Origin of the sequence: Photobacterium frigidiphilum, assembly GCF_003025615.1 — a bacterium.
Taxonomy (GTDB): domain Bacteria; phylum Pseudomonadota; class Gammaproteobacteria; order Enterobacterales; family Vibrionaceae; genus Photobacterium; species Photobacterium frigidiphilum.
Genome location: NZ_PYMJ01000040.1, coordinates 13217 through 31329 on the forward strand (window position 1 = coordinate 13217; position 18113 = coordinate 31329).

16 protein-coding genes and 1 riboswitch are annotated in these 18113 nt (G+C 40.1%); of the genes, 11 read left to right on the top strand and 5 right to left on the bottom strand.

Annotated features, from left to right (window positions below; translation table 11 throughout):
* Positions 1-6 precede the first annotated feature (6 nt).
* Positions 7-975, bottom strand: coding sequence for a LysR family transcriptional regulator (locus C9J12_RS25200; protein WP_107245217.1), 969 nt, complete (start codon positions 973-975; stop codon positions 7-9).
* 136 nt (positions 976-1111) lie between these two features.
* Here C9J12_RS25200 and C9J12_RS25205 point away from each other — a divergent pair, with 136 nt between their 5' ends.
* Positions 1112-1924: an enoyl-CoA hydratase/isomerase family protein gene (locus tag C9J12_RS25205; RefSeq protein WP_107245218.1), complete on the top strand. Its 813-nt coding sequence runs from the start codon at positions 1112-1114 to the stop codon at positions 1922-1924.
* A gap of 190 nt (positions 1925-2114) precedes the next feature.
* Positions 2115-2687: a DUF3833 domain-containing protein gene (locus tag C9J12_RS25210; RefSeq protein ID WP_193944702.1), complete on the top strand. Its 573-nt coding sequence runs from the start codon at positions 2115-2117 to the stop codon at positions 2685-2687.
* Between the two features lie 67 nt (positions 2688-2754).
* Here the strand turns inward: C9J12_RS25210 and C9J12_RS25215 are convergent, their stop codons facing one another.
* On the bottom strand, positions 2755-4401 hold the full coding sequence (locus C9J12_RS25215; RefSeq protein WP_107245219.1) for an ATP-dependent endonuclease: 1647 nt from the start codon (positions 4399-4401) through the stop codon (positions 2755-2757).
* Positions 4402-4577: 176 nt separating this feature from the next.
* On the opposite strand from C9J12_RS25215, the gene C9J12_RS25220 reads away from it, so the two are divergent.
* Positions 4578-4973 (top strand): VOC family protein, encoded by a 396-nt coding sequence (locus C9J12_RS25220; protein ID WP_006229687.1) that lies wholly within the window; start codon positions 4578-4580, stop codon positions 4971-4973.
* A 106-nt stretch (positions 4974-5079) separates the two neighbouring features.
* Here the strand turns inward: C9J12_RS25220 and C9J12_RS25225 are convergent, their stop codons facing one another.
* A complete protein-coding gene (locus C9J12_RS25225; RefSeq protein ID WP_407675702.1) occupies positions 5080-5814 on the bottom strand; it encodes a YeeE/YedE thiosulfate transporter family protein in 735 nt (244 codons plus the stop codon).
* A gap of 496 nt (positions 5815-6310) precedes the next feature.
* Between C9J12_RS25225 and C9J12_RS25230 the strand changes: the two genes are divergently transcribed.
* The gene (locus C9J12_RS25230; protein WP_107245220.1) at positions 6311-8071 is read left to right on the top strand and encodes a bifunctional metallophosphatase/5'-nucleotidase; all 1761 of its coding nucleotides are present in this window, start codon (positions 6311-6313) and stop codon (positions 8069-8071) included.
* A 223-nt stretch (positions 8072-8294) separates the two neighbouring features.
* Positions 8295-8957 (top strand): CatB-related O-acetyltransferase, encoded by a 663-nt coding sequence (locus tag C9J12_RS25235; RefSeq protein ID WP_107245221.1) that lies wholly within the window; start codon positions 8295-8297, stop codon positions 8955-8957.
* Between the two features lie 394 nt (positions 8958-9351).
* On the opposite strand, the gene ribB is transcribed toward C9J12_RS25235, so the two are convergent.
* Positions 9352-10035 carry a 3,4-dihydroxy-2-butanone-4-phosphate synthase gene (gene ribB, locus C9J12_RS25240; RefSeq protein ID WP_107245222.1) on the bottom strand — a complete coding sequence of 228 codons (684 nt, stop codon included), beginning with the start codon at positions 10033-10035 and terminating at the stop codon, positions 9352-9354.
* A 143-nt stretch (positions 10036-10178) separates the two neighbouring features.
* Positions 10179-10364: riboswitch (FMN riboswitch) on the bottom strand.
* Between the two features lie 98 nt (positions 10365-10462).
* Positions 10463-11404: a hypothetical protein gene (locus tag C9J12_RS25245; RefSeq protein ID WP_107245223.1), complete on the bottom strand. Its 942-nt coding sequence runs from the start codon at positions 11402-11404 to the stop codon at positions 10463-10465.
* 286 nt (positions 11405-11690) lie between these two features.
* On the opposite strand from C9J12_RS25245, the gene C9J12_RS25250 reads away from it, so the two are divergent.
* From C9J12_RS25250 to C9J12_RS25275, 6 genes are all read left to right on the top strand, one after another.
* Positions 11691-11882 (top strand): hypothetical protein, encoded by a 192-nt coding sequence (locus C9J12_RS25250; protein ID WP_011220973.1) that lies wholly within the window; start codon positions 11691-11693, stop codon positions 11880-11882.
* A gap of 277 nt (positions 11883-12159) precedes the next feature.
* Positions 12160-12441 (top strand): HlyU family transcriptional regulator, encoded by a 282-nt coding sequence (locus C9J12_RS25255; protein ID WP_107245224.1) that lies wholly within the window; start codon positions 12160-12162, stop codon positions 12439-12441.
* Between the two features lie 417 nt (positions 12442-12858).
* On the top strand, positions 12859-14415 hold the full coding sequence (pntA, locus tag C9J12_RS25260) for a Re/Si-specific NAD(P)(+) transhydrogenase subunit alpha (protein WP_107245225.1): 1557 nt from the start codon (positions 12859-12861) through the stop codon (positions 14413-14415).
* Between the two features lie 10 nt (positions 14416-14425).
* The gene (gene pntB / locus C9J12_RS25265; protein ID WP_107245226.1) at positions 14426-15802 is read left to right on the top strand and encodes a Re/Si-specific NAD(P)(+) transhydrogenase subunit beta; all 1377 of its coding nucleotides are present in this window, start codon (positions 14426-14428) and stop codon (positions 15800-15802) included.
* Between the two features lie 232 nt (positions 15803-16034).
* Positions 16035-17474: a sensor histidine kinase VxrA gene (gene vxrA / locus C9J12_RS25270; RefSeq protein ID WP_107245244.1), complete on the top strand. Its 1440-nt coding sequence runs from the start codon at positions 16035-16037 to the stop codon at positions 17472-17474.
* Positions 17449-18108: a response regulator transcription factor gene (locus C9J12_RS25275; RefSeq protein WP_107245227.1), complete on the top strand. Its 660-nt coding sequence runs from the start codon at positions 17449-17451 to the stop codon at positions 18106-18108. Before vxrA ends, C9J12_RS25275 begins: the two co-directional genes overlap by 26 nt.
* Positions 18109-18113: the final 5 nt, after the last annotated feature.

Sequence of the window (18113 nt, forward strand, 5' to 3'; positions counted from 1 at the left end):
GTCTGTTCACTTTGATTGTTCGACTCTATTTTGTTTGCCGTACATCTCATCAAAATTAGGGATATGCTTTTCCCATATTGGTATATCTTCACCTATTATGGATTTCAGCGTATCGATGAACAATTTAGTTTTTATAGGAGCATCTCTGTGAGGATATACGGCGTAAAACGTACCGAAATCATCTAAGTGAAGCTGCGTCATTATCGGTATGAGTTTACCTTCCAATATTTCGTTTTCAATCATTTGCGCGGTTACTACGGCTAACATGTTTCCGGCTACCGCTGTTTTCGTAATCATTTCAACATCATTTACTTTATAAGCAACATTCAATTGAAGCTTTTTGCTTTCTTTGTTGCCATCAAAGTAGGTAAATTTATCGATTAAAAGCCCCGGAGCGGCATAAACAGCAGCAGGTAATGCTTCCAATCGTTCTATTGTTTTAATTTCCCCGTGTTTTTCAATGAACTCTGGGGATGCGACAATTAATAACCTGTTACGAGCCACTTTTCTGATAATAAGACTAGAGTTTTTCGGCTTGCCAATACGAAAACCAATATCAAACCCTTCACTGACCATGTCCATGAATCGATCTTCTAAACGCAATTCAACATCTACCTCAGGGTATTGTTGCTGAAATGCCAATACTGCTTGTTGAACATATTGACGACCAAACATCGCTGTACTGGTGATCCGCAACACACCTTTGGGCTCAGAGTGGTAATTCTGTGCTAATCGGTGAGTGTCATTTAACAAGGTTCGTAATAATTTGGCTTGGTTCACCATTTCATTGCCAGCTGCGGTTAATGATAGCGAACGTGTTGTTCGGTTAAGCAAACGTACACCGACTTCATCCTCTAAGCGACTTATATGCTTCGAGATAACAGATCTATCTACATTTCTTTGCTCAGATACTTTAGTAAATGAACCGAGTTCAATCACTTCAAGTAGTAGTAATAATCGACTTGAAAAATCCATACACACCCTTTGTTGCACTATTAGCACCAATATCATGTCAATTTAAGCATTTTTCTTATCTTATACCAAGCCTATACTTTGTACATATTGAGGGCTTGAGCTGATAAAGCCCATTTAAACAAGTGAGGAAAATTCCATGAACAAGTTATCAATCACCCATAACAGTGGCATCGCAACCGTTACGATTAATAATCCACCGGTGAATGTGTTAACGATTGATCTTATTAATGAACTTAATGCGTTTGTTTTATCGCTAAAAGATGATCGTGATACAAAGGTCGTGGTATTCAAATCACTTCATGCTGAATTCTTTTTAGCTCACTTGGATCTGAATGTGATCAATGGTACTCAAGGTGGGCAAGCTGCATCAATTGAATTTAATCACATGATTGCCAATATTAAGACGATGAAACAGGTATCTGTTGCAGTGGTTGATGGTGTGGCGCGTGGGGGCGGTAATGAGTTTGTGATGGCTTGTGATTTAGCTTATGGCACAGAAAATTCTGCGTTTGCTCAGCCAGAAATTCATGTGAATATCCCAACGGGTGGTCAAGGCGCTGTACAGTTTGCTAGACGACTTGGTAAAAACAAAGCGTTACAAGCACTGCTTCTTGGCAATGATTTCACGGCTCAGCAAGCAGAAGCGTTAAATATTATTACTCAGTATGTACCTAAAGCGGAGATGAATGGATTTTTATCCCAGACTCTCGGGGTTATTAGGCAATTAGAAGTGCGCGATATTGTGATGTATAAAGCGATCATCGAAGCTTCAATCAAAGATGAGAATGCAGGGGCAGAATTAGAGTTACGCTATTTCCTTGAACGAGCTAAAGAAGATAAGACCCAAGCCATCATCGGGGCGTTTCTAAAGCACGGCGGACAAACCGAGCGTGAAGCAAAAGATATGCAAGGTATCTTTATGGATACTGCTGCGGAGCTGTCGGAATAAGTCCAATTTCAGCATCATTAAAGGTAGCTGCACATAAAGATTGTGGTTGCCTTTACAGGATATTACTCGGGCTATGGAAAAATACGGGCATTTCATTATCTTTGAATATATTCCCTACAAATTGAGAACGCTATTATTCGAAGATGCTTCATAATTAACAAATCAATACCGCCATATTGAAAGGAATTTTATGCCCTCTAATTTTACCCTGCGATTCCGAAATAAAATGAAAAGTCGATTCATTGTAGTATTAAGCCTGTGCTTTGTATTATGGGGGTGCTCGACGTCTGTACAGGAATACAAAGAAAATACGCCAGCGTTTAACTTGTTCGAATATTTTGAAGGGGATGTACTGGCATGGGGAATGGTACAAGACTTCAATGGAAAGCTAACACGTCGTTTTGATGTCAAAATACGAGGGGTAGTGAAAGGCGACCTTTTAACGTTAAAGGAAGACTTCACTTATGATGATGGAGAAAAGCAACAAAGAATATGGAAAATAACCCGTAATAAAGACGGGACGTATACAGGGGAAGCTGATGATGTGGTTGGGCAAGCGACAGGCGTGGTTGCGGGTAACGCGTTAAATTGGCAATATTCACTGCGCCTTCCTGTTGATGGATCGGTTTATAACATCGCCTTTGATGATTGGATGTATCGCCAAGATAAAACCCATGTATTTAATATTGCTGAAATGCGAAAGTGGGGCTTTGGTGTCGGTAAAGTGACGTTATTTTTTGAAAAGCAAGATGTTGTAGAATAGCGATACTTAATGATAAAGAGACAAAATAGAGCCCAAATGCCAGATAGGCTCTATTCATTAAGGTGATTCACCCCATTCCACGTGACATGGCGACGATACGTTTTAATGTCCAACGTATAAGTAATGGGATTTTTTCTATATCAGACTCATCGGTGTATTTTACGATAGCGAGTGCAACATCAGGTTTTGCGTAACGCTTTAGTGCGCGAGATATGATTTTTTGAGGGGGAATCGGTGTATCAGGTTTTACATGAGCTAAGTCTCTAAACATTTGCTCATAGCCATGGTGATAAAGGAAATATTCTATATCGCGATTAGGCAAAATAGTTAAACGGTGTCGTTCTGCATCATTGCCTAGTAAGTTCTTTACCGTCTCGCCGTATTTTCGGCCAGCGGCATCACCATCAGCTACTAAATGCCATTCAATACCCATCAAACGAGCAATCTTGATTAAAGGTTTTAACCCACTTTGGGCAAACTCGATAACTTGTACGCCTTCTGCGGCGAGGTTATAGCCACAGATTCGTGCTAGTTCGTTAAATAGCCATACTTCTGTCTCTCCCTCGACTAATAACCATGCACGAGCAAAGAGCGCACTAGGGCGGTGAAGGCGAACATGAAATGAGATCCGGCGTTCTTCATCGCGTGAAAGTGAATTCTTATTAAGAGCAAAAACCTGTGTTCTATCTGGTTGGCGGATCAACTTCTTAATCGAACCGAGTGGCACTATCGATAAAAGATCGGGGCTATTCGTTGTTAGGATCTTTTGCATTGGCATACTGTCAACGAATGTCCATGCTTGATGTAATACTGTTGGATGCAAACGACCTTCAGGATCTTCCAAGATCATAATTGGGCGAGAAATACGTTTTAATTCTACAGGCCCTCTTGCACGTATATACGCATTTAATAAGCCCATTAAGACAAGACGACTTTGTTTAGACATTTGAGGCTGAGTCAGTTGTTCTAAAGGGTTTTCGCCATATTGGCTGTAGCTTGGGAAGTGAGCACGGTTAAAGTGGCTCGATCTATTATGAGGAGTAAAAGCAAAGTAATGATCAACAAGCGTGCGTAGGGCGTTTACACTGCTTTTTAGTTCACCTGAATTGACATGACCGGGCTGTGTCATTAAACGCCGACAGGTATTATCGAGGCGACGCTCAATACGTAATTTTTTGGCTTGTTCATCAGAATGTTGTATTGCTTGTTCTAACGTTTCATCACGTAACCGTCGTGCATCTCTAATTCGTACAACTGGGTGAAGAATCATTAAGTGCTTAATAAGTTTATCTGTATCTTCGCACTCGACTTTTGTCCCGTTGCGATCTAAAAAGAAACGTTCCGTTGTTACTTTATCGTCTTGGTTTGTGGCACTGAGTTGATAATATAAGTGCTTAATGCCTTCACGAGTAACCCAAGTAGGAGAGAACGCTTTGTATCTTCTTGCTTTATGTTCTCCAGCGAAATCTTCTTTCCAGTGTAAGACTATTTGAAGATTTGTTTGTTTTTCATGCCCGAGTGCGTAGTCGACATGAAAATCAGAAAATTTAAATGTGTAGAATTCGGTATTAACAGCAAGTGCAATACTTAATGCATCAAGGAGTGATGATTTACCCCAAGCATTTTCACCAATCAGTACGCTTAATTGGTTGAAAGACAGCGACAGGCGTTTAATGCCTCGAAAACCAGAAACTTCAATACGTTCTAAATGCATAGCCCACCTTTGACGTTGAATGGCACATTATCATCAAGATATGCTCTATTAGATTACAGCACCTTGTAATGAAATTTGCCTGTTGTGCTCACAGATTGGTATCATCTTGCTAAAATAAGGTGCTTCTTCAATTGCTTATCGTAGAAGTAATAAAATGAAATGACCGGAGATGTCAGATGGCTAAAATAATTCACTCAATGATTCGTGTTATTGATCTTGATAAATCGTTAACTTTTTACAAAGAGGCGTTAGATCTCGATATTGCTAAGCGTTTAGACTTTGATGGGTTTAGCTTAGTCTACCTACGCAATGAAGAAAACGACATGGAGATTGAACTAACCTGGAATGCAGATACAGAAGAGGCGTATACGCACGGTACGGGTTATGGGCATATTGCTGTTGCTGTTGACGATCTTGAACTTGAACATAAAAAACTGACCGATCATGGTTATCAGCCTGCTGAAATTAAAGAATTTATCCGTGATGGACAATTACTGGCGAAGTTCTTCTTTGTGCAAGACCCCGACGGTTACAAAATTGAGTTTCTACTCCGTCATGGTCACTATCAATAAGTATAAGCATAAGCAGTCAGGCTATATTCGTTAAAAGGCGGCTTAATGTCGCCTTTTGTATTCGTTCATTACTATTAGTGCTTATAAGTCTCTGTGTTCATGTGATTTAGTTTGCACGAGGTTGAGTTAATCGCTGCTTGGCCTTTCGTAACATCATGCCTGTTATTATGCCAATCACCATACTGAATATGGTAACAGCACCCGCTGGCGAGAAAGACGGTAGGGCTATCAACAATTGTGAGTCATTGCCTCCGAGCGCGAGTGACGCGCCTATCCCCATAATCAACCCTGCGATTAAGTGTTTACCGAGTTGAACGGGGCGTAATTGGAATTCACTCAATGCTAAACGCTTTTTAGCGCCTAATGCCATACCAAGAACTAAGCTCGCAATGATTAAGTAGCGTTGAATGGAAGGCCATCGGCTAGATTCTCCATGTATTAAAGCGGCTGTTATATCTTTGAGTAATTGGCTAGGCGCCCATTCAGGTATCAACGATGTCAGTAAGCTCGCTATTATCCCAAATAATACGATTCCCAGTAATATAGGCCGTCTGTTGACTGGAATTTTGAACATGATGAGGGCGATCAGGATAAATAAGATAAACATGACGGTTACCGATGGGCTTTGTATCGGAGAGAGTTCAGTGTAAGAAAGCGCTACCGATGTTGAAGCTAATAAGCACCAACCTATGATCCAGCCAATAAGGGTTGCAAACATGTGGAAATGTCCCTTAGCCAGTTTTGATATTGTTGATACCGAGCAACCCTTATTGATCGCAGCCCCCAGCCCAAATAAAAAGCCGCCTAACACAAATGGGAGTGTTACTGAGTGTCTTCTCATTGGAGTACTGAACGATATTTCCTCTGCACTAGGGCTAATTAACCAAAACCAAAAACCGCAGCAAATTATCGTTATTAGAAAACCAGGCCGCTTGGCTAATAATTCCTGTACACCTCTTACCATGCATAGCCCAGTTCTTTGAGCAAGAAAGCCAACAAGAAAAACAAGAAGGATGGGAAGTATGTAAGAGAGCATAAAGCAGCCCATTAATTATGCATGTCTATTAAATATAATCGTTAACACGCAAAGTGTGGGAAATGGTTCTTTGATAAGAAATAGGCAAATTGGAATGATTCATGAGTGGAAATAAGAAAGATTGTGTTATATTTGCTGCCTGTCACGTTTTGTATGTCTTGTTGGTCATCTTTTAACTAAGAACTGTGATTTTTATCTGCAGCAGTAAATGCCTTCTTCGTTTGTTTATCAACTCTCACTCTTACTGTTACACCAGAACGTGGCTGTATTTTATTTCCGAAATGGAGAGCATCGATTAATTATGACTAAACACCGTACCGCAAAAATTACTTTTGCACATATCAATGACACTCACTCACATTTCGAGCCTTCATCAATATCGCTAACGCTTCCAACCAGTGTACTAGATGCTGAAACATCTGTTTATGCGAGTTGTGGTGGTTTCTCTCGTATTTCATCTGCGGTAAAAGAAGCAAAAAATCATGCGTATTTAAAAGAACGTGAATTTATGTTCTTGCATGCCGGTGATTGTTTTCAAGGCACTTTGTACTTCTCACTGTATAAAGGCCTTGCGAATGCTGAATTACTCAATGCGATAGGCGTTGAAGCAATGGCATTGGGCAATCATGAGCTAGACATGGGCAATGGCATTGTTGCCGATTTTCTAGATCGTGTTGATTTCCCTATGCTGGTGGCTAATTGGGATCTATCACAAGAAGATCAATCGAAGCCTAATACCTTGCGCGATAAACATAACGTATACGCTTATGATGCAAGTAATGATATAGGTCGTTATCTTGTGAAAGACGTCGATGGTGAACCCGTTGCCATTTTTGGTTTGGCAATTGAAAACATGGCCGGCATTGCCAACCCCGATCCAGATACCTCGTTTAAGAACGTTGTAGAACTATCTAACAAAACAATTGATGCCATTCACCACAATGGTATTAATAAGATAGTTATTTTAAGTCACCTAGGTTACGAGCGTGACTTACTGTTGGCTAAAGAACTTGATGGTGTTGCGGCGATCATTGGCGGGCATACACATACCATGCAAGGTGATTTTACTAATCTTGGTTACGGCGTAACAGATGAATATGCCAAAGTAATAAATGGTACATGTGTTGTTCAAGCAGGGTGTAACGCACTGGCAATGGGTCAGCTTGAGCTTGATTTTAATGCTGATGGTACTTTGGCTTCTGCTACAGGTAAGAACCAGCTATTACTCGGCCGGCAGTTTACCGTTGATGCAACGCGTACAGAGCACCTTGATGCTAATACTCATGATAGAGTAAAACAATTTTTAACAGAGCAATCGAATATTCGATTCTGTGCCAAAGACCCTATCATTGAAAATATTTTGAACATGAAATACCGCCCAGCGGTACGTAAGTTACAGACTCAGCATATTGCAGAAATAACAGAGCCACTTCGACACGTGCGTATTCCCGATCATAAAGGAGCAAGTCAAATTGCACCGCTGGTGGTCAGCGGCTTTGTATGGAAAGCCCGAGAGTTAGGTTTCAACGTTGATTTCGGCATTCATAATGCTGGTGGCGTTCGTGCATCCTTAAATCCTGGGCCAATAACTTGTGCTGATATATCAGGTAAATTACTGCCGTTTGCGATAGGGTTAATGGTTTACCAAGTAAAAGGTAAACGTGTACGACAGGCTCTTGAAGGTGCAATAAATAACGCGATTGATAATGGTGTTGAAGGTACAGGCACAGGTAGTTTCCCTTATGTTGCCGATCTTAAATATACGTACCGTTGTTGTTCTGAAGAAGGTGCTCGCATAGAAAGCTTGCAGGTAAAAAAGCAAGGACAATGGGTAGACCTTGATGATAATACAGTTTATTCATCTGTTTCATCCGGTTATACCGCAACAGGCAAAGAAGGGTACAGTGCGCTATTAGATTATGTTGTAGAACCTCAAGCTGTTAACGTAACGATGGCAGAAGCCTTTGAAGACTATGCCCGCGACATGAGGCAATTATCAGCACCAACAGAAAAGCTTATTTCTTACATTCCTTGTGAATGTGCTCAAGTTGCTGCAAGCTAATTTAACAACAAAATAGAGTGTGTAATGCATATTAGTAAACAATACATGCCTTTATTGAACCAGCCTCGTATCAATAAAGTGGCGACATTTTTCTGAACGTAAAATTGTCGCCATTGCCGTTACTCCTGATTCATTAAACTGAGTTACAGGAGCAGAACGTTCGGTGGTAAATACTCAATATAAATGCAACTAGTACGCTAGTTGATATTGGATAAACCATATTATGAATACGAATAGGCTCGAAAATAAAAAGCATTGGACAAAAACACAGCCTCTTAGTGACGTTGTCACAAATAAGAATATTATCGTTAAAGGTAAGCACAGCTATTATAGTGACTGCTGGGATGATGGCTTTGAACAATCGGTAGTTCGTTATCTTTTAGGTGATGAGCTAACGCGTAATAGCACGCCTCGTTGGAAGGTTGATAAGCTTTATATCGGTAACTATGTGTGTATTGCTGCCGAAGTTGTTATCTTGATGGGGGGAAATCATAATCACCGGACTGATTGGTTTTCACTGTACCCATTTATGGACAATATCGAAGAAGCATACATAGGTAAAGGCGATACCCACGTAGGTGATGGTTGCTGGCTTGGTATGCGTTCTATGATTATGCCTGGTATCACTATTGGTGAAGGTGCGGTTATTGCTGCAAACAGCGTAGTAACTAAAGATGTTGAGCCTTACAGCGTAGTCGGGGGCAACCCTGCGAAGCATATTAAGTACCGCTTCCTTGAAGAAACGAGAAGTAAGTTACTTTCGTTTGATATGTATAATTGGTCTGAAGCGAAATTTGAATCGTTGAGGCCAATAATATGCAGCTCTGATTTGTCTCAATTAGAAATAGCGATACAGCAGTATGATATAGCTTGTACGACAGATTAATGCTGTTTTTGTATTAAACGTTAAAAGCGCCGATAAGTTGGCGCTTTTTTTGATTTTGTAGCGTGTAAATTTGACATATTTTTATTCAGTTCACAATTTGATCTTTTTTTCAAAAAAATGCATTAAATACCTAAAGAATAAACGAATAATGTCGTTAATAATTCTTGTAGAGTATGAATTTTTTAGGAGGAAAGATGAACAGTGATTGGGTCGATGTTGCAATGGTGACGGGATGGGTTTCAGCTTGGTCTGCTCTTATTTATTTGATTCCTGCAGCAGGATTTTAATGAGAGATTGGAAAAGAAACCTCAGATTAACATCATTAGCGTCAGACTAAAAAAGCCGAGTAATGATCACTCGGCTTTTTAATACGCACTGATTAGGGGAAATGCAATTAAGCGACTGCCACGTCTTCTTTAGCGTTCATTGCTGTATTACTTTCTTTTGCTAATCGGTATGCAGCAAGATCTTCAATGGTTAATACTGGCATATTAAACTTCTTACCAAACACGATAACTTCAGGCAAACGCGCCATAGTACCGTCGATATTCGTTAATTCACAAAGCACGCCGTATGGCTTTAGACCAGATAAACGCATTAGATCGATAGTTGCTTCAGTATGCCCACGACGACCAAGTACACCATCAGCGTTAGCTTTAAGAGGGAATACATGACCAGGGTGATTAAGATCTGCTGGTACTGCACCGTCGGCAATCGCTGTTTTGATCGTAGTCACACGGTCAGCAGCAGAAACGCCAGTTGTTACGCCTTTTGCCGCTTCAATCGTAACAGTAAAGCCTGTTTCATTTGCGCTAGTATTGTTTTCTACCATCATAGGTAGTTCCAATTGCTTAACACGTTCGTCAGTTAAACAAAGGCAAACAATACCTGAACATTCACGAATCATAAGCGCCATTTGTTCTGACGTTAATGTTTCTGCAGCAAAAATGATATCGCCTTCGTTTTCACGATCTTCATCGTCAACAACAAGCACACCACGACCTTCACGAATAGCTGTAAGACCAGCTTCAACGCGTTCAAAAGCCGTACCGTAAGGGGTAAGTAGAGACTGATTCATGGTAATAACTCCAAATTAAAAAAAATTTACCAGAATCAGGGCATAGAAAGGCAGCATTCCGATAAGATCGGAAGAACGACAATAACTATAGACCTAATTTAAGCCTATAGATACAAATTTGCTCGAGGTAACGTATTACCTCCACTGATCCTCTTTCATCCGGACTATAACCGTCGGCTCTGGACTCATACTTACAGGAAGTATTACACCAGATCTGCTGACCTTATCATTATAAAAAAGATAAGCGCTCGCGGGCTTTTCAGTTAACTCACTATTGAGTGCTCTGAATTACCGCCGGTGGGGAATTGCGCCCCGCCCTGAGAATTCAGACACATATTAGGAAAAACATACTAGAGAGGCAAGTAAAAGCCTCTCGTAAGAGGCATAAGTTTGAACTAAAAGGCTTCTTGATGATTTTATAAGCTATTTATTTCGGTGTTTTAACGCTTTGCGTTAATGGTGTTGAAAGGTGTTTAGAGATGGCTCTGACTAATAAAGGCAATGTATAAGTGGGTAACTGGATAGCACCCATTAATACGACATATTCAGGACCTAAATATGCGCCCGCAACAGTATAAGTGAGAAGAACGTTTCGATTAGCTGCAGTAATGGCTGAAAGCAATGAATCGTCTAATCCTTTGTGGCGATAGCACAGAAAGCTAATAAGGAAAAAGAGGGTACATAGTGCAATACCAATTAGCAGGTAGGTTAAACCCAACATAATGGACTGATCAAAAATCGATCTAAACTCACCCACTAAGCCAAATGGAAAGGTGAAAACTAAAATAATGGTTACTTGAGAGAGCTTAGCGTGCGTTCTATGTAGAAGGTCTTTAGGAATAAATCGATAGCACATAGCCGAAATCAGCATAGGGCCTGCAATGAAAATAATAAGACGTTGTATATAACTTTGCATATCGAGTGAGACGTTATTATCTTGAAATAGTAATAGATTTACATATAACACCGCAGGCATAAGTAAGGTTGAAGCGATAGTCATAGCCATTGCTTTTAACGCATCAAGCCCCACCGATCGTACAATAGCAGGCGTTGCAAATAAGGAGCCTGTAGCGGTCACTGCTGAAATGGCAAGTAACAATGATGACGATGCGCCAAATAACCCTGCGAGTGAGCAGGCTAATACTGAAAGCCCAACAGCATGAAAACTAGCGTAAAGCCATATGTCGAACTGACCGAGCATTTTGATCAGTTCGTTTTGTTTCATGCCTATCAATGTAAAAAGCATAAGAAAGAAAAGGATGTAGGGTAAAAAAGGGAAAATCACAGCAGAAGCAGACGGTATAACAAAGCCTAAAATAGCAGCCAGCATTAAAAAGATAGGAGAATGTTTGGATATAAAATTGAGCATAAAAAAATCTTTATATTTTAATTGTTACCCCATTGTTACTACAAATGTATGCCAAACACAAATTTATGCCATTTAAGCTAATTTAACCTTTAAAAGTGGGTAGTTAAGCATTGTGGCTGCAAAAATATTTTCGATTATTGCTGTGAATTTAAAAAGCTGTTAACACATTAGGAAATCTAATCTTGCAATGGAGATATTGTCATTATTAGAGTGAAAAATAAGCGGTTATTATGAGCTCAGTTAAGCAACAAACAATAAACAACAAACTAAAAATAAAGAGGCAATCATGGCACAGGCTATTAATTTCGACACCATTGCAACACCTAGCGCTTTGGATAAGAAAGCCTATGCGGTTAATATCAAAGGATTGATTGCACACGCAGTAGACATCTTATTCGGTGGTTCAGAAGCACCAAAGCAATACAATGTATCTGATTTACCTGTACACCTTCAAAAAGATATCGGTATGTACCGTTAATCGATACGAAAAATAAAGAATTCTTTTAAACACCAGCATTTGCTGGTGTTTTTGTATGCGTGTTAAATGTTCCCGCCTTAATTGTTAAGTTTACGTTTACTTTTCTATTAGCAACATATTCATACTATTTTTTTTCATATATCTAATATAGCTTTAATTATTTGTTGCAAGAATATGGCATGATAACTTTAACGTGTTAGCAAAGTTTAGCTGACGTATCAACTTGCTATATATTGTAAAGAGATTATCAAATTAGGTATGAATGGAGATGTATTAAGTGGGCTTTTTTTCAAAACTATTTGGTCTTGATAAAGAACAGAAAACAATTGAAGTGGAACCTGTCGAATATGAAGGTTATTTGATTTACCCAGAACCTATTTCTGAAGGTGGTCAATTTCGTATAGCGGGCAGAATTTGTAAAGAGATCGATGGTGAAGTGAAAACACATACCTTTATTCGTTCTGATTTACTGGGTTCACGTCAAGATGCTGAAACATTTATGCTCAATAAAGCGAAAATGTTCATAAAGCAAAATGGTGAAGGAATGTTTGGTCATTAAAACCATGCATTCTGTATCTATCATAAAAATAAAATTTAAACATTCGTTTGAATGATTACTCTAAAAAAAATTGTTAGGTTAAGTCATCCTTATTTTTATGTACTTAGCCTTATTATATAATTTGTTTTAAACAAATAGATCGATTGCTACAAGTGTAAATTTTGGGCTAAAAGGAGGCTTATAGCGTTATTAATGGACATTTGTGTGGTTTCATTGCATAAATTGTTGATTGGTAATGTGGTTTGACCTCTGTCCAGATGTTAAAAACGTTCTTTTCTTTCCGTTAGAAGGTAACATTCGTTGTTAATTACGACGTTTTTGTTGGGTTTTTTTGTATTTTTCTTACAAAGTGCTTGAAATCACTTTGCGGGTTGGATACAAAATCATTACTTCTATGCCAATGTTCAGGGAATAATAATGCAGATTGGTGTGCCTAAAGAGATATTCGCGAATGAAACGCGAGTTGCTGCTACGCCTAAAACGGTAGAGCAGTTGTTAAAAATGGGGTTCAGCGTTGCTATCGAGCAAAATGCTGGCGTTCTTGCTAGTTTCGGCGATGCAGCTTTTGAAGCCGCGGGTGCGACTATCGTTTCAACTGAAGATGTATGGCAGTCAGATCTTATTCTGAAAGTTAACGCTCCTCAGGTTAACGATGAAACTGGTGTTGATGAATTTGATTTGATCAAAGAAGGTGCAAGTATTGCCTGCTTTATTTGGCCAGCTCAAAATAAAGAGTTGCTAGATAAGTTATCAACGAAAAACATCAATGTAATGGCTATGGACTCAGTGCCGCGCATTTCACGTGCTCAAGCGTTGGATGCACTAAGTTCAATGGCTAACATTGCGGGTTACCGTGCTGTTGTTGAAGCTGCTCATGAATTTGGTCGTTTCTTTACAGGGCAGATTACTGCTGCTGGTAAAGTGCCACCTGCAAAAGTGTTAGTTGCTGGCGCGGGTGTTGCTGGATTGGCTGCAATCGGTGCTGCTGGTAGTCTTGGTGCAATTGTTCGTTCTTTCGATGTACGTCCTGAAGTTAAGGAACAAGTTGAAAGTATGGGTGCAAGCTTCCTTGAAGTTGATTTCAAAGAAGATACAAGCACTGGTGATGGTTACGCTAAAGAAATGTCAGATGATTTCAACAAAGCAGCCGAGCGTTTATACGCAGAGCAAGCTAAAGATGTTGATATCATCATTACGACAGCGCTTATTCCAGGTCGTCCTGCACCGAAGTTGATCACCAAAGAAATGGTTGATTCAATGAAGTCGGGCAGTGTGATTGTCGATTTAGCAGCGGCTAACGGTGGTAACTGTGCTTATACTGAAGCCAATAAAGTTATTACCACGCCAAATGGCGTAAAAGTGATTGGTTATACCGATATGGTAGGTCGTCTTCCGACTCAGTCATCTCAACTTTACGGTACTAACCTTGTTAACCTTCTAAAACTTCTTTGTAAAGAAAAAGACGGTAACATCAACATCGATTTTGAAGATGAAGTGTTACGTGGTCTAACTGTTATTAAAGAAGGTGAAATCACGTGGCCTGCGCCACCAATCAAAGTATCTGCCGCACCTCAGCAACCAGCTGCGGAAATAAAACCCAAAGTTGTCATTGAAAAAACACCAATGTCACCGGTTAAAAAATACGGTTTGATGGCTGCTGGTATTGCTGCATTTGGTTGGATTGCAAATTACGCTCCTGCGGAATTCCTTGCTCACCTAACGGTATTCGTACTGGCATGTGTTGTAGGTTACTACGTAGTATGGAACGTATCTCATGCGCTTCACACTCCTCTTATGTCAGTGACTAATGCAATTTCAGGCATCATCATTGTAGGTGCTGTGTTGCAGGTAAGTCAGGGTAGCAGTTTGGTTACTGTCTTGGCATTCATTGCCGTTCTTATTGCAAGTATCAACATATTTGGTGGCTTTACAGTTACCAAGCGGATGCTTGAAATGTTCCGTAAAGATAAATAAGGAGTAACACATGTCTGCAGGAATCGTACAAGCGGCATATCTTGTTGCTGCGGTACTATTTATCATGTCTCTTGCTGGGCTTTCTAAGCAAGAAACAGCGCGAGCAGGTAACTATTACGGCATCGCGGGTATGGGTATTGCGCTTATCGCGACAATCTTTGGTCCTGACGCTCAAGGCACAGGCTGGATCCTTCTAGCGATGGTTATCGGTGGTTCTATTGGTATCCGTCTTGCTAAGAAAGTTGAAATGACAGAAATGCCAGAGCTGGTTGCTATTCTTCATAGCTTCGTAGGTCTAGCGGCAGTTCTTGTTGGTTTCAATACATATATTGACCACGGTGAGTTAACGGGTGCACTACTGAATATCCACCTTGTGGAAGTATTCTTAGGTGTGTTCATTGGTGCGGTAACCTTTACTGGTTCTATTGTTGCTTTCGGTAAATTGCGTGGAATTATTGACTCTAAGTCATTAATGCTTCCTCATCGCCATAAACTAAACTTAGCTGCGATTGTTATTTCATTCCTTCTAATGCTTCACTTCGTTAACGTAGAAGGTTCTACGTTTGCGCTTGTTGTTGTTACTTTGATTGCATTTGCGTTCGGTTATCACCTAGTTGCTTCAATCGGTGGTGCAGATATGCCCGTTGTTGTTTCAATGCTTAACTCTTACTCGGGTTGGGCAGCGGCAGCAGCAGGCTTCATGCTATCGAACGATCTTCTTATCGTAACGGGTGCATTAGTTGGTTCTTCTGGTGCTATTCTTTCTTACATTATGTGTAAGGCGATGAACCGTTCTTTCATTAGTGTAATTGCAGGCGGCTTCGGTACTAACGTTGTTGCTTCTAGTTCTGATGAAGATCAGGGTGAACACCATGAAACATCAGCAGAAGAAGTGGCTGAAATGTTGAGCGATGCAACGTCTGTTGTGATCACTCCTGGATACGGTATGGCTGTTGCTCAAGCACAATATCCCGTTCACGAAATCACAAGTAAGTTGCGTGCCAAAGGTATTGATGTCCGTTTTGGTATTCACCCAGTTGCGGGCCGTCTACCTGGTCACATGAACGTACTGCTTGCAGAAGCTAGAGTACCTTACGATATCGTACTAGAAATGGACGAAATCAATGATGACTTGTCTAAAACAGATGTAGTACTTGTTATTGGCGCGAATGATACGGTTAACCCTTCTGCAATGGACGATCCAAATAGTCCTATCGCAGGTATGCCTGTATTAGAAGTGTGGAATGCGAAGCATGTTATTGTGTTTAAGCGTTCAATGAATCCAGGTTACGCGGGTGTTCAAAACCCATTGTTCTTTAAAGAGAACACACAGATGCTGTTTGGCGATGCAAAAGAAAGTGTAGATAATATTTCTAAATTTCTTTAATACTGTTAATCGTTAGCAATTAAGAAGGGAGCTTTAGCTCCCTTTTTTTATCTGTTGAAAATGGAGACTAACGACCATAAGTCTGTTGTTATAAAGAAAATTGTTATAAGGGAATGCGTAACGTGATGCTAAAATGTAATTGTCAATGAACGACCATTGATTAAAACGTAACCGCTTTAAAGTATTGACAAATTTATGACATTATAACTATTTTGAATGATAAGCTTTGATGATGAAAAAGTATGTATTGTTAGTCTCACTCATATTCTCAGGTTTTAGTTTTGCAGATGTGCAAACTTTACCTGATCGTTTGAATGCCGTGCGTTCAGATTTACTTACAAGTGATCCTTTAGCAACGTACGATTTTAGACAGCTGCAAAGCCAGTACCCGACACCATTAATTTTATTGTCGAATTTACTACCGCAGTCTGCGAAGTACCCTTTATCTTCAATGAAGCGTCTGTATAAGAACGCACAGACGTGTAAAGGACCATGGCCGGTAAGCCCTTTGGTTACTCAACCCGTTGTCTTTGTACGAGCACTTTGTAATAACACCGCTTTACCTAGAGGGTGGTTCTCGCGTTCAGGGTATATTCACCCAGGTGGTGGTAGTTACGCTTACCGTTATATAGAGAAGCACCCTGAAGATAGTACTGTTTTAGCAGATTACTTACACATACAAGAGCGTCAATTGGCACCAACAAACTCGGTGTTAGGGCGTTTACAGCGAATGAATAATGAAGAGATCAAAGTATTCAATTCGGGTGCTGATTCTTTTATCTCCAATGGCGAGCTATGGGTTCGTAGTGGGAATGAATACCATATTTATGATCAACCGACTTGGTCGGTAGTGTTAAACCGTTATGATATACATTTTAAGCGGTTAAGTAATACTGACTTTTGCTTAGCCAAAAGTGGTAACATTTGTTGGCAAGAGGATGATAAGTCCTATTTGACCTTTTATTTGTTAATTGGTCTGTTGGTTGCTAACGTAAGCCTATTGATAGGGTGGATTTTGTATCGCTGGCGTATCCGTCGAAGAGCGATGCAAGAAAGAATGTTGGTGTTACAGATTTTGACGCACGAACTTCGCACTCCTATAGCAAGTTTAGCGATGACAGTTGAAGGCTTTCGCCGAAATTTTGATGCATTACCTGAATCTCTTTATGATGAATTTAGGCGATTAACGGAAGATTCTAGACGTTTACGTCAGCTTGCCGAGGCAAGTAAAGATTACCTTCAAGCCAATCAGCAACAGTTAAGTGTTCAGCAAGTCGATTCATTTAATGAATGGCTTGAATATATAAGTGAACCTTATGATGTAAAACTGCTCTTATCAGAGGATAAGAGCGTAAAATTGAATATTTATTGGCTGGGTACATGTATTGACAACTTATTGTCGAATGCCCAGAAATATGGCGATGCGCCAATTACACTAACGTCATCATTCAAAAATGGAAAGTTGATTGTAAGAGTTCAAGATAATGGGCTATTGGGCCCTAAAGATTGGGCTAGATTAAGAAAGCCTTTTGTCAGTGAAAAAGGGCTTGGGCTTGGGCTTACAATCGTTGAATCGATGATTCGTAGAATGGGTGGAAGCCTCAAACTTGAAGGTCCACCTACAACGTTTATTTTGGAGATACCGTGTGAATCAAACTCTGCTCTTGGTTGAAGATGACCGCAACCTTGCTGATGGTTTACTCGAAAGCTTAAAGCAAGCTGGCTACACATGTTTATATGCTGATTGTGCTAATAAAGTTGCCGATTTATGGCCTGATGCAGATCTTGTTGTATTAGACCGACAATTACCAGAAGGTGATTCATTAGACTTTTTAAGCGGCTGGCTATCGATTAAACATGTACCTGTTATCCTATTAACTGCCATGGTGTCAGTTACAGATAAAGTAATAGGCTTAGATTCAGGTGCGAAGGATTACTTAACAAAACCTTTTGCTGAAGAAGAGCTTCTTGCTCGTATTCGCTTACACCTTAGAAATGGTAAAGATGATCATTTGGCTGCAAACATCATAACGGTTGGTCAAATATCAATTAATATGGAAAGCCGAGAGGTTAACCATGATGGTGACATTGTCACGTTAACACGTACCGAGTTTGAATTACTGGTTTTTCTAGCCAAAAATGCAGGGCGTGTCTTTACCCGTGATGAATTATTAGATCAAGTCTGGGGCTACAATCATTATCCGACGACACGTACTGTAGATACGCATATTTTGCAGCTACGTCAGAAATTGATGGGTATAGAGATTGAAACGCTTCGTGGTGTTGGTTACCGGATGAAATCGTAGTCTGA

What these genes read in the sequence shown, in the direction of transcription:
- C9J12_RS25200 (WP_107245217.1), bottom strand. Translation starts at nt 975, where the DNA reads ATGGATTTTTCAAGTCGATTATTACTACTACTTGAAGTGATTGAACTC.
- C9J12_RS25235 (WP_107245221.1), top strand. Translation starts at nt 8,295, where the DNA reads ATGAATACGAATAGGCTCGAAAATAAAAAGCATTGGACAAAAACACAG.
- C9J12_RS25250 (WP_011220973.1), top strand. Translation starts at nt 11,691, where the DNA reads ATGGCACAGGCTATTAATTTCGACACCATTGCAACACCTAGCGCTTTG.
- C9J12_RS25245 (WP_107245223.1), bottom strand. Translation starts at nt 11,404, where the DNA reads ATGCTCAATTTTATATCCAAACATTCTCCTATCTTTTTAATGCTGGCT.
- vxrA (WP_107245244.1), top strand. Translation starts at nt 16,035, where the DNA reads ATGAAAAAGTATGTATTGTTAGTCTCACTCATATTCTCAGGTTTTAGT.
- pntB (WP_107245226.1), top strand. Translation starts at nt 14,426, where the DNA reads ATGTCTGCAGGAATCGTACAAGCGGCATATCTTGTTGCTGCGGTACTA.
- ribB (WP_107245222.1), bottom strand. Translation starts at nt 10,035, where the DNA reads ATGAATCAGTCTCTACTTACCCCTTACGGTACGGCTTTTGAACGCGTT.
- C9J12_RS25215 (WP_107245219.1), bottom strand. Translation starts at nt 4,401, where the DNA reads ATGCATTTAGAACGTATTGAAGTTTCTGGTTTTCGAGGCATTAAACGC.
- pntA (WP_107245225.1), top strand. Translation starts at nt 12,859, where the DNA reads ATGCAGATTGGTGTGCCTAAAGAGATATTCGCGAATGAAACGCGAGTT.
- C9J12_RS25220 (WP_006229687.1), top strand. Translation starts at nt 4,578, where the DNA reads ATGGCTAAAATAATTCACTCAATGATTCGTGTTATTGATCTTGATAAA.
- C9J12_RS25230 (WP_107245220.1), top strand. Translation starts at nt 6,311, where the DNA reads ATGACTAAACACCGTACCGCAAAAATTACTTTTGCACATATCAATGAC.
- C9J12_RS25210 (WP_193944702.1), top strand. Translation starts at nt 2,115, where the DNA reads ATGCCCTCTAATTTTACCCTGCGATTCCGAAATAAAATGAAAAGTCGA.
- C9J12_RS25205 (WP_107245218.1), top strand. Translation starts at nt 1,112, where the DNA reads ATGAACAAGTTATCAATCACCCATAACAGTGGCATCGCAACCGTTACG.
- C9J12_RS25225 (WP_407675702.1), bottom strand. Translation starts at nt 5,814, where the DNA reads ATGAGAAGACACTCAGTAACACTCCCATTTGTGTTAGGCGGCTTTTTA.